This is a genomic window from Pseudomonas sp. MWU15-20650 (assembly GCF_023242475.1).
In the GTDB taxonomy this organism is placed as follows: Bacteria; Pseudomonadota; Gammaproteobacteria; order Pseudomonadales; family Pseudomonadaceae; genus Aquipseudomonas.
The window spans coordinates 20,259-35,327 of record NZ_JALJFG010000015.1; the positions used below are offsets into that span (position 1 = coordinate 20,259).

General features: G+C 52.3%; 18 protein-coding genes and 1 pseudogene. 8 read left to right on the forward strand and 11 right to left on the reverse strand.

The window, feature by feature from the left end:
• Window positions 1-163: 163 nt before the first annotated feature.
• The 3 genes from M5B43_RS27270 to umuD all read right to left on the reverse strand — a co-directional run bounded on the left by M5B43_RS27270 (window position 164) and on the right by umuD (window position 2,234).
• Complete coding sequence (locus tag M5B43_RS27270; protein ID WP_283099472.1) at window positions 164-292, reverse strand: hypothetical protein; 129 nt, start codon at window positions 290-292, stop codon at window positions 164-166.
• Window positions 293-535: 243 nt separating this feature from the next.
• Window positions 536-1,816: a translesion error-prone DNA polymerase V subunit UmuC gene (gene umuC / locus M5B43_RS13705; protein WP_248750617.1), complete on the reverse strand. Its 1,281-nt coding sequence runs from the start codon at window positions 1,814-1,816 to the stop codon at window positions 536-538.
• Entirely contained in the window at window positions 1,803-2,234 is a 432-nt protein-coding gene (gene umuD, locus M5B43_RS13710) for a translesion error-prone DNA polymerase V autoproteolytic subunit (protein ID WP_248750618.1), read from the reverse strand. Before umuD ends, umuC begins: the two co-directional genes overlap by 14 nt.
• A gap of 98 nt (window positions 2,235-2,332) precedes the next feature.
• Here umuD and M5B43_RS13715 point away from each other — a divergent pair, with 98 nt between their 5' ends.
• The 4 genes from M5B43_RS13715 to M5B43_RS13730 all read left to right on the forward strand — a co-directional run bounded on the left by M5B43_RS13715 (window position 2,333) and on the right by M5B43_RS13730 (window position 5,719).
• A complete protein-coding gene (locus tag M5B43_RS13715; RefSeq protein WP_248750619.1) occupies window positions 2,333-3,043 on the forward strand; it encodes an SOS response-associated peptidase family protein in 711 nt (236 codons plus the stop codon).
• Window positions 3,044-3,338: 295 nt separating this feature from the next.
• Window positions 3,339-3,638, forward strand: a complete 300-nt coding sequence (locus M5B43_RS13720; protein ID WP_248750620.1) for a hypothetical protein — start codon at window positions 3,339-3,341, stop codon at window positions 3,636-3,638.
• Between the two features lie 168 nt (window positions 3,639-3,806).
• Entirely contained in the window at window positions 3,807-4,172 is a 366-nt protein-coding gene (locus tag M5B43_RS13725; protein ID WP_248750621.1) for a histone-like nucleoid-structuring protein, MvaT/MvaU family, read from the forward strand.
• Between the two features lie 281 nt (window positions 4,173-4,453).
• A complete protein-coding gene (locus M5B43_RS13730) occupies window positions 4,454-5,719 on the forward strand; it encodes an APC family permease (RefSeq protein WP_248750697.1) in 1,266 nt (421 codons plus the stop codon).
• A 215-nt stretch (window positions 5,720-5,934) separates the two neighbouring features.
• Here the strand turns inward: M5B43_RS13730 and M5B43_RS13735 are convergent, their stop codons facing one another.
• From M5B43_RS13735 to M5B43_RS13755, 5 genes and pseudogenes are all read right to left on the reverse strand, one after another.
• Window positions 5,935-6,609, reverse strand: a complete 675-nt coding sequence (locus tag M5B43_RS13735; RefSeq protein ID WP_248750622.1) for an HAD family hydrolase — start codon at window positions 6,607-6,609, stop codon at window positions 5,935-5,937.
• An 87-nt stretch (window positions 6,610-6,696) separates the two neighbouring features.
• Window positions 6,697-6,879, reverse strand: a complete 183-nt coding sequence (locus tag M5B43_RS13740) for a hypothetical protein (protein ID WP_248750623.1) — start codon at window positions 6,877-6,879, stop codon at window positions 6,697-6,699.
• Between the two features lie 258 nt (window positions 6,880-7,137).
• Window positions 7,138-7,458 (reverse strand): hypothetical protein, encoded by a 321-nt coding sequence (locus tag M5B43_RS13745; protein WP_248750624.1) that lies wholly within the window; start codon window positions 7,456-7,458, stop codon window positions 7,138-7,140.
• Window positions 7,459-7,740: 282 nt separating this feature from the next.
• Window positions 7,741-8,007, reverse strand: a pseudogene (locus M5B43_RS13750) (short chain dehydrogenase); the annotation flags it as partial.
• Between the two features lie 84 nt (window positions 8,008-8,091).
• Window positions 8,092-8,316 carry a hypothetical protein gene (locus tag M5B43_RS13755; RefSeq protein WP_248750625.1) on the reverse strand — a complete coding sequence of 75 codons (225 nt, stop codon included), beginning with the start codon at window positions 8,314-8,316 and terminating at the stop codon, window positions 8,092-8,094.
• Between the two features lie 348 nt (window positions 8,317-8,664).
• Here M5B43_RS13755 and M5B43_RS13760 point away from each other — a divergent pair, with 348 nt between their 5' ends.
• Entirely contained in the window at window positions 8,665-9,486 is an 822-nt protein-coding gene (locus M5B43_RS13760; RefSeq protein WP_248750626.1) for an alpha/beta hydrolase, read from the forward strand.
• The gene (locus M5B43_RS13765) at window positions 9,476-10,987 is read left to right on the forward strand and encodes a PAS domain-containing sensor histidine kinase (protein WP_248750627.1); all 1,512 of its coding nucleotides are present in this window, start codon (window positions 9,476-9,478) and stop codon (window positions 10,985-10,987) included. Before M5B43_RS13760 ends, M5B43_RS13765 begins: the two co-directional genes overlap by 11 nt.
• 44 nt (window positions 10,988-11,031) lie before the next feature.
• On the opposite strand, the gene M5B43_RS13770 is transcribed toward M5B43_RS13765, so the two are convergent.
• Window positions 11,032-11,310, reverse strand: a complete 279-nt coding sequence (locus M5B43_RS13770) for a DUF6555 family protein (protein ID WP_248750628.1) — start codon at window positions 11,308-11,310, stop codon at window positions 11,032-11,034.
• A 325-nt stretch (window positions 11,311-11,635) separates the two neighbouring features.
• Between M5B43_RS13770 and M5B43_RS13775 the strand changes: the two genes are divergently transcribed.
• A complete protein-coding gene (locus M5B43_RS13775; protein ID WP_248750629.1) occupies window positions 11,636-11,902 on the forward strand; it encodes a DUF1652 domain-containing protein in 267 nt (88 codons plus the stop codon).
• Between the two features lie 351 nt (window positions 11,903-12,253).
• Here M5B43_RS13775 and M5B43_RS13780 read toward each other — a convergent pair whose 3' ends face one another.
• The gene (locus tag M5B43_RS13780; RefSeq protein ID WP_248750630.1) at window positions 12,254-12,664 is read right to left on the reverse strand and encodes a response regulator; all 411 of its coding nucleotides are present in this window, start codon (window positions 12,662-12,664) and stop codon (window positions 12,254-12,256) included.
• Window positions 12,665-12,929: 265 nt separating this feature from the next.
• Window positions 12,930-14,153: a zinc-dependent alcohol dehydrogenase gene (locus tag M5B43_RS13785; RefSeq protein ID WP_248750631.1), complete on the reverse strand. Its 1,224-nt coding sequence runs from the start codon at window positions 14,151-14,153 to the stop codon at window positions 12,930-12,932.
• Window positions 14,154-14,339: 186 nt separating this feature from the next.
• Here M5B43_RS13785 and M5B43_RS13790 point away from each other — a divergent pair, with 186 nt between their 5' ends.
• A complete protein-coding gene (locus M5B43_RS13790) occupies window positions 14,340-15,041 on the forward strand; it encodes a glycosyltransferase (protein WP_248750632.1) in 702 nt (233 codons plus the stop codon).
• The last annotated feature ends 28 nt before the right edge of the window (window positions 15,042-15,069 follow it).

Genomic DNA, 15,069 nt, shown 5'->3' on the forward strand with positions numbered 1-15,069 from the left:
TCTCAGAGCAACGTACCACTAGCGTTCGACTCTAGGAGGATAGTCGACTAACGGATTCGGTAGCCTCATGGCCAGCCCAGCCCAGCCCAGCCCAGCCCAGCGCAACGCAGCTATCGACATGAATTGCATAATCGCCATTCGAGTAGCTCCTGTCAGCGAAAACCTATTTTTTTGAAGGCTTGCTAGGTTTCAAGTCGGGGTTATTTCCTTGCGTTTCTTTATTGTCACGACGACGCTTATCAACTTCGCCGGTTGATTTGGCAATCGGTTTTGGGCCTGGTTTAAGCGCCATAAAATCTCTCCTTGATGTTAATGTTATTTTAGCTGCTGCGGGATCATCCTATTGGCACGGACGGATACTTTCAATAGGCAAGAGATGCTTGATTTTAGCTATGTGAAAAATTGAATTAGCTTTGGCGCATCTACTGGAAATTTAATGACAGGTAAGGTGTTGATTTTACGTTCATTGGCGACATTTTGCAGGTAGCACTGCATTTCCAGAATCATTCGAGCATCGCCAGACCGCACCTGTCTGCTACCTAGCCTTTACCGTCCACAACTGATCAACCTTCGTCGTATAGCTCTGACTCATCAACTCGCGGCGCATTGCCCAACCAGGCGCCGCAGGAACACTGGCTAAACGGACAACTCCCTTACCCCAACGGCTGTTGATCTCGTCCAGAACGCTCATGACCTTGTCAGCCATCGCTGGCTGCGATAGCGCAAACAGATCATCGGTGAACTCGCCGGGCTGCCTTAGATCCATCAGCAGAACTTCCGCCTTGCTGTACTTGAAGCCTGGTCGAAAGAGGCGATTGACCGCTTCGGTCGCAGCCTTGGTCATGAGTCGAACGTCGTTTGTCGGATAGGGGAGTTCGACGAGCGCGCCGTTCGCGTACTTCGCTTCTTCGGGATTGAACATTCCTGTCCTAATGCTCACGCGGATCTTTTTGCACAGCGAGTTTTGCGCTCTGAGCTTTTCCGCCGCGCGTTGGGTGTAGGTGGCGACGGCCTCCTTGATCGGCTTGATCTGCGTCAGCCTGGTGCCGAACATCCTGCTACAACAAATCTCCTGCTTGGGTGGGTCAGCTTCACCTAGTTCCAGACATGAGGTGCCTGCAAGCTCGCGAGCAGTCTTCTCGATCACCACACTGAATTTCTGGCGCAGCATCCACGGATCGGCTTTCGCCAACTCCATTGCGGTCTTGATGCCCATCGTTTCCAGGTGTGCCTTCATGCGCCTGCCGATGCCCCAGACCTCGCCAACATCGGTGTTGCGCAGCGTCCAGTCGCGTTTGAATGGATCGCACAGATCCACCACGCCACCGGTAATATCCAGCAGACGTTTGGCTGTGTGGTTAGCGAGCTTGGCGAGTGTCTTCGTGCGCGCGATCCCCACTCCGACAGGAATGCCTGTGCGCTTGAGAAGCGTGGAGCGCATGTGCCTGCCAAACGCGGACAGATCTCCAGGCATGCCAGTCAAATCGGCGAATGCCTCATCAATGCTGTAGACCTCAAGTGCCGGCACCATCGACTCGATGATCGTCATAACGCGCTCGCTCATGTCGCCGTATAAAACGTAATTACTGCTAAAGGCTACGATTCCATGCTGGCGTAGATGGTCTTTGATCTGGAAGTACGGCTGACCCATTTTTACGAAAGGCTTGGCATCGTAGCTACGCGCGATCACACAGCCGTCGTTGTTGGACAAAACCACAATGGGCGTCTTTGCCAGGTCGGGTCTGAACACTCGCTCGCAGCTCGCGTAGAAACTGTTGCAGTCAATCAGGGCGAAGACGGGCTCACGTGTTGTCATGATCGCGCACGCTGTATTTCACCACACCCCAGATCACCAACTCATCGCCCTCCATGACATGCCTTGCCGGATATTTTGGGTTCTCCGATACAAGCATCACGGCGTTCTCACGCAGAAGCAGGCGCTTGCAGAATGGCTCTGAGTTCAGCGCTGCGATGACTATGTCGCCGCTGACCGCATCGATGCTTCGATCAACAACCACCAGATCCCCTGAGTAGATTCCTGCGCCCTGCATGCTGTCTCCATCAATTCTCACCAGGTACACGTGCGGCGCGCGGATATCGAACAGCTCATCGAGGGAAATGTGTTTTTCGATGTGATCAGCCGCAGGGGAGGGGAAGCCCGCCGGCACCCTGGATGAATATAAGGGCAGCCTCCTGCCGCCAGACGCGAGAGGGCCGAGGATGGTGATGCTCATGATGCAAGCCTTAGGAAGTTGACTGTATATGCATACAGTTAACGATTTGGTTCGCTTGCGGTCAATCTCATAGGTACGACAATTCGACGGGTGACACCATGTGCGGACGCTACTCGATCTACGAATCGATGGATCACTACCTCAAGGAGCTTGCGCCAAATCAGCTGGTGATCAATGGCTATGACCTTTGGCCTGTCGAGCGGTACAACGTTGCGCCGTCCACGCGAGTGGAAATCTTCCGGCCAGTAGGAGAGGGCTTGAGTGTCGATAAGGTTAAATGGGGATGGGCGCCGTTCTGGGCGAAGGGAAAACGCCCTGACCCGATAAACGCGAGAGTCGAGACCGTCATGACCGGGAAATTTTTCAATCAGCTCTGGCCAAATGGTCGCGTAATCGCGCCGGCGAACGGGTGGTTCGAGTGGGTCAAGGACGAAGATGATCCAAAGAAAAAACAGCCCTATTTCATAACACTGAAAGAGCAGATTCCGATGTTCTTTGCCGGTTTGGCTGAGGTGCACGAAGGTTTGGAACCAGATGATCGCGACGGTTTCGTCATCATCACCGCTGCGAGTGACCAAGGTATGGTCGATATCCATGACCGCAAACCTCTGGTTCTTGCACCTGAGCACGCCCGCGAATGGATTGATCCTGAGACTTCAGTTGAACGAGCGACAGAAATCGCGATGGAACATTGCCGACCAGTTACCGATTTTCATTGGTACAAGGTTCGCAAGGATGTGGGTAACGTTCGTAATCAAGGCCCGCATCTGATTCAGCCCCTCTCACTGGTCGAAGACGTGGATGACTGACTTCAGCCGCAGTCTGAGAGTCGGCGTATCGGCAACTGCACGCCAGCGAACAGAAGTATTGGCATGAGGAGGGAAGTAAGGCTTTTCCATGCGCGGCCATCTGCATGTAAAACCAGTCGGATTAGTCATGGAATTCCCGTCGTCTATTCGTATTTGCCGGCTTCAATCGTTGATTGTCCGACCTCAATCCGGGAGGTATTTCACCACCATCGGGCTGGGTAAACTGTCAGCAGTTGGAACGACCCCCTGTGGCCGGAAGTCTACCTGTAACTGCTTATTGGTAAGGTACAGAGCAATGGATAAGACCATCACCGTCGATCAACTGGCTACCACCGACCTAAGATCAATCAACGAGATATGGCTCGGCGAAACTCATACCCAGCTATGCCTTTGGCGTGGCGAACAAGTCTTCACCCACGAGATGATGAGCGAGGGCACCCACGATCAGAATGTCCAACGGTTGTGCTTGCAATTGGTCAACCCTGAAGATCAAGCCGCCGTTGCTAGCGTTGAGTTGATCGTGCGCGAACAGCTAAAAAGGATGGGGAAGGAGGGGGAGTTTTATCCGGCTGAGGAGGCGGATACTCATCTATAAGAAAAGTGGTATCGGCCATTCCCAAGGAATCAATCCAAGACCTACTGTCGCTTGGAAGCAGATATTAATATGGGCTGGACGGGTGTAAGGCCTCAGGCGCCACTCCTTGTAAGTGCGCCCCGTGATTTATGGTGTAACCTCTAGCTATTACTCACATCGAGAATTTCCATGTCCAAACTTGCCGAATTCCGCCAGCTTGAAAAACACCTCGCCGAACAGCTCCAGGCTCTCGAAGCCCTCAAGGGCGATGCTGGCCTCAAGAAAGAAATCGAGTTCGAAACGAAGCTGCGCGATTTGCTCGCAAAATACGGCTATAGCCTCAAGGACGTGATCAACCTGTTAGATCCACAAGGCGGTCGTCGCGCTCCAGCTGTCGAGTCCAAAGCAGGCAGCCGCAAGCCTCGCCAGTTGAAGGTTTATAAAAATCCTCATACCGGCGAGGTCGTAGAAACCAAGGGTGGTAATCACAAGACGTTGAAAGATTGGAAAGCTGAACACGGCTCCGCGACCGTTGAGTCTTGGCTGACCAAGTGATTTGGTTTGAATAAAAAAAGGGCCTAGTAGGGCCCTTTTTTCTTATCGTTTTTTTTATCTTCAGGGGCATTTCATCGCTCTATTCACGTTATAGGAACGGCGTTTTCTTCCCGACAGTCAGCCAAGATATGTGAACTTTAGACACACGCAAATTTCCATTGTTTCATAGCAAAGCCAACCAGCTACTAGCCGGGAATGTGCTATTGAACCCCCAAGCCAGGAAGTTGAACGTGAAGACCTCACCCCGGAAGAACTCGCTGCGCCGCGCCGTTACCGGCCCGATGCTTTTTCTGTTTATTCTCGGCGATGTTCTCGGGGCGGGCGTTTATGCGCTCGCCGGGACAATTGCGGGGGAGGTAGGTGGCGCAATATGGGTGCCCCTGCTCATCGCTCTGTTTTTTGCGATGCTTACTGCAGGTTCCTACGCAGAGTTGGTGACAAAATATCCTCATGCGGGCGCGGCTTCGGTTTTCGCAGAGAAGGCGTTCCGGTCTCCGCTCATTTCTTTTCTTGTTGGCTTTTGCATGCTATCGGCAGCTGTCACGAGCGCGGCGGGTTTATCTCTAGCGTTTGCCGGTGATTACCTAGCGGCGTTCATTCATGTACCGCCTCACATCGCAGCATTACTTTTCCTTCTCGTTATCGCGCTACTCAATGCGAGGGGAATTAAAGAGTCTTTGGGAGCCAACCTTGTGATGACAGTCATTGAGCTGTCAGGTCTTCTTTTGGTCGTCGTAGCCGCTGCTTGGTATCTCCGTACAGGCGAAGCTGACTTGGGTCGCAGCCTTGAGTTCAAACCGGGGATCAGCCCGATGTTAGCCGTTTTGAGCGCGGCATTAATCGCCTTCTATTCTTTTGTAGGATTCGAAACATCCGCCAATCTCGCGGAAGAAATCCGAGATGTTCGAAAAGTTTACCCGCGCGCATTATTTGCCGCATTGCTAACCGCCGGAGTCGTCTACATGGCTGTCGGCATCGCGGCATCTTCCGTACTGCCCATGGAAAAACTTGTGGCCACCTCGGCTCCTCTTCTTGAGGTGGTTCGGGCGTCAGGTTTAAACATTCCGCCTCGCGTCTTCGCCTTCATTGCACTGATCGCGGTAGCCAACGGCGCGCTGTTAACCATGATAATGGCGAGTCGCCTTACTTATGGCATGGCCTGTATAGGACTGTTGCCGACCGCCTTGAGCAAGGTGCTGCCTCGGCGACGCACCCCTTGGATCGCGGTCATCGCTACCACCGTGGTAGCAATCGCACTCACGCTGACGGGAACGCTAGCTACATTGGCCGAAACCGTCGTCCTGCTCTTACTGTTTGTATTTCTCAGCACTAATTTGTCCGTGTTAATCCTGCGCCGTGACGAGGTTGCGGAAAATCACTTTCGGGTGCCGACGTGGGTTCCGGTACTTGCTATCGTCTCGTGTCTGGTACTGCTCAGTCAGCAAAGTCTGGAAACATGGATGCGGGGAGGGTTCTTGATCCTGATAGGCATGCTGCTTTTTGTCTGTTCAAGAGCGGCACTGGCGGCGCCAGTGGAGCCTGGCTGATCATTTAAGCGCTTCGATGTGTATCGCAGCGTAAACTTATAAAAGCCTTAGGAGTGCGGGGTGGGCGCAGTTGTATCGGGTGCATCCAATGCCTCGGATCGTCGCTTCTGAGGAACACTGGAAGACCACCCGATCAATCGTCTGGCATAGCTGCATGCGTGAACATCGGCGCGAGCGGGGGGCACACCAACTCAATCCGCTTGCTTACAGATTGCTCACGGACGGGAAGCCACCTCGTCCAGGTGCCGCAGCAGTGCCAGAGGATCCTCGTAAACCCGCAGTGCACCTGCGCGTTCAAGCTCTCCGGTGTCGTAACCACCAGAAAGCAGCCCTATACCGGTGGCCTTACAGCGGCGTGCGGCAAGCATGTCCCAGATGGCATCGCCGATCACCAGGCAATCTTCGATGGGTACATTGAGTTTGCTTGCAGCGGCGAGGAAAAGGTCTGGATCGGGCTTGCCATACTTCACGTCATCACGGGTGATGAGATTGACCTTCGCGATATCCAAGCCCAATGCCTTCAGATTTATCGCCGCAGTGTCCATGCCACCACTGGTCGCAATACACCACTTGAGCTGATCACGGTTTAGAGCGTAGAGAAGCTCTACAGCGCCAGGCAGAGCGGTTATCTGGCCTTGCAGATCCTTGTAGGCTTTATCATGTTTATCGCTGAGTCTTTTAGCCTGGTCTGGTTTGATTTCCAAGCCGGTCTCACGGGCTAACATCTTGAGCATCAGCCCGCCGCTCATACCAATTTTCCTGTGAATTCGCCACATGGCCAATGGTATGTCTTCTGAATCGAGCGCAGTTTTCCACGCAAAGACATTCTGGTAAACGCTGTCAGTCAACGTGCCATCCAGATCAAATATGAATGAGGTTTGCTGGCGCATACGTGACACCTCCATTAAGCAAATTTTAAGTAGTAGACGTCGCGTATTGAAAATATTGGTCGCATCGAAAACGAAGCTGAGCTGGCTTTAATCCTTAAGTCTTTCCAAGTCTGCTGGGCCAGGTTCCACACGTGGTGCGTCGCCAAGGAACTCATCTTCTCTAACGACTCGTTCGTCATCTGTTAAACCTGCTTCAGACACGTCTGAGACGAGAACAGAATCTTCCAGTGCTTTGCTTTTTTTTGATGAAGTGGAGCTTTTTTCAGTCATGAGCTTTCTCCTCGACCCTCGAAATTTGAAGCGCTCAATTTTTCGAAAGCACATGGTCTGAGTCGTTCCGTCTTTTGCAGATATCGAAGCGGAGAAACTGCAGCGCATGAGTGCCACTGCGGTTTCCATCGCACTACTTCCGCTTTTTCATCGAGGTTGTTCAACACGTACAGGTTGTGGTTTAAGTGCAAAAAGGGCCCTTGAAGGTCTTTTTTATTAGCCGGCAAGGCATATTGAATATGCACCTTGAGCCAAGGGTTAATCAGACTCATAAAGCGAGCTGAACCATTTGGCATACGGGGAATTGATGACCAGCCGCCGGTTGAAGTCCGGGCTTCCATCTGTCCACCAAACAGGGCCCCGCTCACCAAGCGCTACTTTTGCCACTTGTACCTTTTCCCGAGCGCGCTTTAGCTGCGATGCGTCTTCCGATTCTTTTGCTTTCTTCACCTCGCGTCGCGCTGCCATGAGGGCATCGACAAGACGCTGGCGCACGTCCTCTTCTAATGACGGGTTTGAACAGCGCCACAGCTGCCCTTTGACAACGAAGTAACGACCGTCAGGGGTCACTGGATGCATTTCTCACTCCGATCTTTCAAAGGGCGCTTCTCCAGAATTCACGAAGGACGACTACCTCAGCTTTCGGATAGGAAGGCGTTTAGCTTGTTTGACCCCAAACAGTATTCCCAGTAATAGCGCTGCGCCCGCCGCAAGGAGTATGGGATAGGGATGTTTACCTGACATCCATACGCCCTCAACTCCGTGCTGATCGCTTGGTGACGTAGGGCGATGTCCCGATGACGATAGATTACGACTGATCGGAATGTCAGAGGGATCGATCTCAGCTTCGTAGGGCATTTCGTTTAAAGGTAAACGCGCTCCGTCTGCAAGAATGAGGGTTAGGTCTTCTACAGTGCCGGCGAGTCGATTGGGGAATACTGGCTCACCTGTGGGGTCAAGCTCATCGTAATAAAACTGCTGACCTTCCAGCCAACCTATGGCCGTCATCAATTCGGGGCCAAGGTAATATTTCCCGTCGAGGAAGAAGCCTGGAAAATGTCGTGTGCGTTCGAGACTTTCTACGATATAACGCTCGCCCGCCTTCATACCGGTTGCTGGGTCAATCATGATGAAGTCCTCAGATTCACTCGTGTTGCGATAGAGGACGGGGTTTGGCGCAACGTTCCATCGAGATGACTGAAAGGCTGAAGTTTAAGCGTAAGATTGACGTAGGCGCATGATGGCATCTGTGATGCCTTGAGCATTCTTGTCGAGCGTTTCCATCGACGCGAGTGCATTGGCGGCGACGTGTTCCGCTCCGCTTTCAGAGAGCCAGTTGGTTACCTCTTCAATGGCCGCGCAGATTGCATGTTGGTTGTGAAGGAGCAGTGTGAGAGCGTCTGCAGCTGCTATGTTCGCGTCAGAGCTATCTGGCATGGAAATACTCCTTGAGCTTTCGATGAGGGTGAGCCTAGCTGAACCGTCGTCTTTCAGTGAACTCTTCGTGCAATGAGCAAGCATAGTCATGGACATAAGCCTAAGCTCACAAGGCGTGATACTGGACTCTCGTTGCTAAACATCCGCTCGAATGAATTCATTAGCGTCCTGTTTGTCTGATTCCTATTCCCGCTTCGTTGGCCGCCCGGTACCTACAGGGGTCAATGGATGTCCTTACAAGGTAGCGGGCGATCAATGCAGACTCCTCTCAGCGGCAGTTGAGGCTCGCGATGTAGACTGCCAAAACCCGCTTCAACGAATCCACTCCCCATCGACGCAGGAACAAAAATGTCTGTACAAATTCGCAACAACGTTCGCGTTCGAGGTTCCGGCCCTGCCACTTTGGTTTTTGCGCACGGTTTTGGATGCGATCAGAATATGTGGAGACTGGTTGAGCCGGCTTTTTCAGAGAGCTATCAAACAATTCTTTTCGACGTTGTGGGGTGTGGGAAGTCTGACCTTTCGGCTTACGATGTTGCTAGGTACTCCACCTTGAAAGGGTACGCGCAGGACATCGTCGAAATCATCGGTGAGTTTGCCAGCGGGCCGGTCATATTTGTTGGGCATTCGGTCAGTGCAATGGCTGGAGTAATCGCCGCCAATATGCGTCCAGGCCTGATCGGTGCGCATGTCATGGTTGGGCCTTCTCCCTCATATATCAACGATGGGGATTACTTTGGCGGATTCAGCCGTGAAGACATTGACTCTCTCTTGGAGACTCTTGAAAGCAACTACCTTGGCTGGTCGAGTTCCATGGCTCCCGCCATCATGGGCGCGCCTGGACAACCACACCTTGGCGTTGAGTTGACTAATAGTTTCTGCCAGACAGATCCAGACATTGCAAAGCGATTCGCGAGGGTGACATTTCTTTCGGACAATCGCAGCGACGTTGCAAAGCTGCAGGCCCCAGCGCTGATTATTCAGTCGTCCGAGGACATCATCGCGCCTGTGGAGGTTGGTCAATACCTTCATAACGTGATTCCAGATAATCGACTTGAGGTGATTGAAAACATGGGCCACTGCCCGCACCTCAGCGCACCTGATCTTTGCATCAATGCGATTCAAAGCTTTATTGAAAGCGTGCAGAGTCGAATTGCTGATGCAGGCTGATGCCGACTCGCTTCCCGGTGCTGACTCACTTTATGAGCACGCTCCCTGTGCCCTGATTCTCACGAGTAAGAGTGGCGTTATCCTTCGGGTGAACACCACTTTTTGCGAATGGCTGAGATACTCGAAAGACCAGCTAATTGGCCATCGTAAGTTGCAAGAATTGCTTACCATCGGAGGTCGAATTTTTCATCAAACTCACTGGATTCCTTTATTGGAAATGCAAGGTCCCATTTCCGAGGTAAAGCTTGAGTTTGTAACGTCTGACGGAAAAAAAGTGCCGATGATTCTCAACGTGAGAAGAAGAGAGCACTCGGGTGGCACTTTCGATGAGGTTTCGGCATTTGTAGCGATCGAGAGGCACCGATTCGAGCAAGAGGTATTGATTTCCAAGCGGCAGGCGGAGGATTCACTCGAAGCACACTTAGCGCTCCAGCGAGATCTTTCGGTAGCCGATGCCAGGCTTCGGGTTGCATTAGAATCTGCCCAGATGCATGTCTGGGATGTCGACCCTGTGACACGTGAGCGCCGTTACGATGAGAGCGTCGCACGCTTGCTTGGCTACCCCTCAAGCCAGATTGTTTCCGCAGCCGCTTACTCAAGCTTCATTGAGCCCCAAGACCAGAAGCGGGAAGCCGAACTCTTCTCGGCAGCTCTTGAGTCGGTAGCTCAAGAGTATCGCTGCATCTACAGATTGAACGGAATTGATGGCATTCAGCGTACTGTGCTCTCGACTGGACGTGCCGCATTCGATCCCGACAATAAGCTTGTGCAGTTTGTTGGCGTACTTCATGACATCACCGACGTGAAACGTGAGCAAGCTGCCGCTGAAGACCGCGCACTTTTTTCCGAGCAGATGATCGGTATCGTAAGTCACGATCTGCGTAATCCTCTCTCGGTTATATCAATGTCCATGGAAATGCTTGATCGCCAAGGACTAACGCCGAAGCAGCAAAAATTGGTTCGTCATGCCCATGAAGCGGAGCAAAGAGCACGCAGGCTCATCAACGATTTGTTGGATTTCACGCAAGCGCGAATAGGGCGTGGTATAGGAATTACGAAAGCGGCCATCGATCTACATCAACTCATTGCAGGAACCGTAGAGCAACTTAGAATCGTTTACCCCGATCAAGTGCTTGTCCATTCAACATGTGGCAATGGTTTATGTATCGCGGACGGCGATAGGCTTGCGCAATTGACAGGTAACTTAATTTCTAACGCAGTCACCTACGGTGCGGAAGACCGTCCCGTGACGGTTACATCCTCTATTACGGCGCTGGGCTTTGAGTTGATGGTGCACAACTGGGGTTCACCGATTCCTCCAGACTTTCTGGCCACTGTCTTCAGTCCAATGACTCGCGGCGTCAACCTCCCGCAAGGCACCCGGAGCGTAGGTCTAGGGCTATTCATCGTCAGCGAAATCGTAAAGGCGCACGGCGGCACGGTTTCAGTTACCTCCAATATTGATGAAGGTACAATATTCAAAGCTACTTTCCCGTTATGAAGCGGTAACTCAGACAACTCCGTGATCAAATTCTACGGTCACGGTCACTCGCTAGTTGCGCCGCCTGGATGATGTGAAAGCTCTGTCCAATCAAGAACGCCCGTTTCGCGCCATTTCACTTCTGTCACTCCGTATCTCTCAGCTTGAGGTTTCGAGACGACCTTTAACGGAGGTCTGCCAGGCTTAGGGATTGGAGCTAGGCCGGCGTCGCAGCTTGCCCAATGCCAGGCATCCACATTGCGCATTGTTTTGGCGCGAATGACGAATGACTTTGGCTGCCCATGGAGTTTGTAGTCGATGACAAAAATATCCGTCTGGCTCATGAGTTCCTCCTTACGCTCATAGGCAAAAGAGTGGCGCTCGCAAAAAAGATTCCAACGTTTTTCACGTCTTCCATGGAGGACGATTTTTCGCCAGGCTATATGAATTCGAGGACGCCGCTGTTCTGATAGGCATCCCTAACAGCGGCGAGATAGAAAGGGTCAGAGCGTTGTGTATTTTTTCCAGGAATGCGATGTGGCGCGCACAGACAGATGCAACGTTTCAGCAAAAGTAGCCTTAAAATGCGTTGTCAGATTGCTTCGGTGGGCATTTGACTCGCTCCGAATTTGGACAACAATCAATGAACACTGCCCTTAGGAAAACGTGATGATTTCCGCTCTTGAGCTCCGACATATCATTGAGTGTGGCTTCCTGCCGCTGTCCTGCTCATGCACGCTAAATGTGGATGGTTCGCTAATGATCAAGGTTACTGAGCCTTCTTCAGGCAGTGTTGAGCTATTGGTCACGGGAGTATCGACGGCGCCGCTAACTACGAGTCGTGCAATTGCCAATCTGGTAGGTGAGCTTCGCAGTGAGATGGCTGCACGAAAAACCAGCTTTGAATCGAGCGAATGCAGAGCTCCGGGGCATTGAGCAGATAGATGCGGGAGGATCAACCTTCAAGATCGCCTTTGATGTCAAATTGATATCGGCTCATACTAGGCTTCATTTTAATGGAGTCGGTATCTTGTCCTCCGATAGAATTCAGCAACTTGAGCAAGCACTTTTAGCGCTCATCGCATCAGCCACAAAGATGGGCGTGAGCTGTGAATAATTATGTGCAGAAGCGGTAGGCGGTCTGATGGCAGATCGTTACTGGCAGTGGTCACTCACGGAGCACAAACACGGCGCCGCTGATGAGATAGAGGAAGCTTTAACCAAGCTTCTGATGAGGGGGGCAACCAAGTCGACCCCGGTCTACCTCGCATCTACAATGCCTTAAAATCAGGCTTTGTGAATCGCGATGCCAGGCTGCAATAGCGCCGCCATAGCGATAACGAAATCATCCAGTGACCATGGTTTGTGCAGATAAATGGTAGAAGCTGGGATAGCCTCAGGGTCTATTAGGTATCCAGAGGTCAGGATTGCCGCAATTGATGGCCATCGACTACCTACCATTTCGATAAATTCGATACCCTGTATCTGGCCAGGTACACCGTGGTCTGCGATCACTAGACGGCATTGTTCATGAGTTTGGAGCAGATAGGTTAAGGCGTCATCTGCAGTCTGAAACGAGATTGCCTTCCCTCCGACTTCCGATGCGATTTCTGCCATTAACTCTCGCAATGTAGGGTCGTCCTCGATGACGATCACCTTTCCCTCGATTGGCAAAAAACCTTCCCATTGGACGATCAATCAAAGATTCCTTAGCTGGGCACACGTGGCCGGCGTCTAATGAGTCAGTGCCTGAGTGTATGCGTGTTTCAGTATTTTATGGCTCTCCTTGCAACGCTTTTGATGACCCAGGTCACAGATAGACTTCAGCACGTAACGACCTGAGGTTTCAGAATTGACCGAGGCAGGCGTAAGGTTGCCACTTTCATATCGACCTCAAATGAAGAAGGACGGGAGGTTTCGGTGAGGCACCGAGCCTTCTCGTCCTCTCCACTTATCGACAGATTTAGGTAGTCAGCACCGTCGCGCTTCCGTCGGTTTCCGGCAAAGCGATGTGGTTATCGCTAGGTGTCAGGATGACTTTTCGGCAGTCCTCTTCTTTTTTATCAAAGATTTTATATCCCTCAGCGGCCTGTTCCAGTGACATGCGATGGCTGATGATGACTTCTGGTGCGAGACGACCTGTCTCAATGTGATCCAGGAGCTCGGGTAGGAAACGGTGCACATGGGTCTGCCCCATTTTGAAGGTCAGCCCCTTGTCGAATGCGTCTCCGAACAGGAAGCCATGGATGAACCCTGAATAAACGCCAGGGACACTGACGATGCCGCCGCGTCGAACGGCGGCGATGCACTGACGTAAAGCCTTGCCGCTGCTGCCCTCAAGCTTGAGTGTCGCGAGAACTGTTTCCGTCGTACTACCTTTTGCTTCAAACCCTACCGCATCTACGACGCCATCAACTCCCCGCATTCCTTTGGTTTGCCGAATGATCGTATCTGCAGGATCGTCGTCTTCATCGAAGTTGATCGGAATTACACCATACGTTTTCTGCGCGTAAGCCAAGCGGTAAGGATGGTGATCGACCATGAAAATTTGGTCGGCACCGAGCATCCTTGCACAGGCCGCGCTCAACAAACCGACGGGCCCTGCACCATAAATTGCGATGCTGGAACCATTACCAATCCCCGCGTTAGTTACAGCCTGATACGCCGTGGGAAGGATGTCTGAAAGGAAAAGAACCTTTTCATCCGACAGTGTCCCCGGCACCTTAAACGGCCCGGTGTTGGCTTTCGGCACGCGCACGTATTCGGCTTGCCCGCCAGGAACGCCGCCGTACATATGACTGAAGCCGAACAGCGCGGCTCCTGGTGGTATCGCCTTTTTATTTATGATCGCTCCGCGCCCTGTATTTGTTGTTTCGCAGGCCGCGAACAGATCCATTGCGCAGAAGAAACAGCTGCCGCAGGCGATTACAAAGGGAATTACCACGCGGTCGCCGGGTTGCACTGCGGTAACCGCTGAGCCTGCCTCTTCAACGATCCCCATGAACTCATGCCCGAAGATATCGCCATGCTCGACAGTCGGAATCTTGCCCCGATAGAGATGGAGGTCAGATCCGCATATCGCCGTCGCGGTAACCCGAAGAATGATGTCATCACTTTCCTGGATAACCGGATCAGGAACCGTGTCGACCTTGACGCTGTGCGCGCCGTGATAGGTGAGTGCTCTCATGACGTCTTACCTACTTCAGCTGGATGGTAAGTGGGAGAGAAGGATCGAAGAAAGTAAGTTCAGAGTGATATCGACGCAAATGACTAGCGGTCGCTTGTGTAGGCACGCTCGTAATTTTTTAAACCTAATGGAGCGCAAGTAGGTCGACTGCAGGAGCCTTAACTCAGTCAGTCGGAGGTGTCGTTAATGATCGGTGTGGTCATACCTGCCCACAATGAAGAACACCACATTGCTGCGTGTTTAACATCTGTTCTGTTCGCGGCTGAGCATCCTGCATTGGCGGGCCAGCCAGTCTCCGTAGTCGTCGTCTTAGATGCCTGCTCTGATCAGACCGAACAGATTGTTTCATCACACGGTGTAGGACGGATCGAAGTTTCTTTTCAGAACGTGGGTAAGGCGAGAGCAACCGGTGCAGATCATCTTCTGGCCGCTGGCGCGACGTGGCTTGCTTTCACCGATGCCGACACCGTCGTGCCACATGATTGGCTGGCGCGTCAGATTGGGTTCAAGGCTGATGCAGTTTGTGGAACAGTAGAGGTGGATAGCTGGAATATTCATGGAGATCTGGTTCGCTCAAAGTACATGGAGCTTTACCAGTTCAGCGAGAATCACCGGCACATCCACGGAGCTAACCTTGGCTTGAGTGCCGATGCCTATCGGAACGCAGGTGGGTTTCAGCATCTCACTGCACACGAAGATGTCCATTTGGTTGCTGACCTTAAGAGGATCGGTGCTCATATCGTTTGGACAGCAACGAATCCGGTCATCACCAGCGCCCGCAAGGATTACAAATGTCGTGGAGGTTTTGGAGAGTATCTGGTCAATCTGGGTGTCTCACTTGGATTGCCTGCGCTTGATCCACAGGCTAGCGCCGGCGTCTCTCTTTAAAAAAGCGCCGCCTCTGCAGGAGGGAACA

Excerpts from the sequence above, each read along its gene's own strand:
- M5B43_RS13745 (WP_248750624.1), bottom strand. The coding sequence starts at position 7,458 with ATGCATCCAGTGACCCCTGACGGTCGTTACTTCGTTGTCAAAGGGCAG.
- M5B43_RS13740 (WP_248750623.1), bottom strand. The coding sequence starts at position 6,879 with ATGACTGAAAAAAGCTCCACTTCATCAAAAAAAAGCAAAGCACTGGAA.
- M5B43_RS13785 (WP_248750631.1), bottom strand. The coding sequence starts at position 14,153 with ATGAGAGCACTCACCTATCACGGCGCGCACAGCGTCAAGGTCGACACG.
- M5B43_RS13715 (WP_248750619.1), top strand. The coding sequence starts at position 2,333 with ATGTGCGGACGCTACTCGATCTACGAATCGATGGATCACTACCTCAAG.
- M5B43_RS13755 (WP_248750625.1), bottom strand. The coding sequence starts at position 8,316 with ATGCCAGATAGCTCTGACGCGAACATAGCAGCTGCAGACGCTCTCACA.
- M5B43_RS13725 (WP_248750621.1), top strand. The coding sequence starts at position 3,807 with ATGTCCAAACTTGCCGAATTCCGCCAGCTTGAAAAACACCTCGCCGAA.
- M5B43_RS13760 (WP_248750626.1), top strand. The coding sequence starts at position 8,665 with ATGTCTGTACAAATTCGCAACAACGTTCGCGTTCGAGGTTCCGGCCCT.
- M5B43_RS13735 (WP_248750622.1), bottom strand. The coding sequence starts at position 6,609 with ATGCGCCAGCAAACCTCATTCATATTTGATCTGGATGGCACGTTGACT.
- M5B43_RS13720 (WP_248750620.1), top strand. The coding sequence starts at position 3,339 with ATGGATAAGACCATCACCGTCGATCAACTGGCTACCACCGACCTAAGA.
- M5B43_RS13790 (WP_248750632.1), top strand. The coding sequence starts at position 14,340 with ATGATCGGTGTGGTCATACCTGCCCACAATGAAGAACACCACATTGCT.
- M5B43_RS13775 (WP_248750629.1), top strand. The coding sequence starts at position 11,636 with ATGATTTCCGCTCTTGAGCTCCGACATATCATTGAGTGTGGCTTCCTG.
- M5B43_RS13730 (WP_248750697.1), top strand. The coding sequence starts at position 4,454 with ATGCTTTTTCTGTTTATTCTCGGCGATGTTCTCGGGGCGGGCGTTTAT.
- M5B43_RS27270 (WP_283099472.1), bottom strand. The coding sequence starts at position 292 with ATGGCGCTTAAACCAGGCCCAAAACCGATTGCCAAATCAACCGGCGAA.
- M5B43_RS13770 (WP_248750628.1), bottom strand. The coding sequence starts at position 11,310 with ATGAGCCAGACGGATATTTTTGTCATCGACTACAAACTCCATGGGCAG.
- M5B43_RS13765 (WP_248750627.1), top strand. The coding sequence starts at position 9,476 with ATGCAGGCTGATGCCGACTCGCTTCCCGGTGCTGACTCACTTTATGAG.
- umuD (WP_248750618.1), bottom strand. The coding sequence starts at position 2,234 with ATGAGCATCACCATCCTCGGCCCTCTCGCGTCTGGCGGCAGGAGGCTG.
- umuC (WP_248750617.1), bottom strand. The coding sequence starts at position 1,816 with ATGACAACACGTGAGCCCGTCTTCGCCCTGATTGACTGCAACAGTTTC.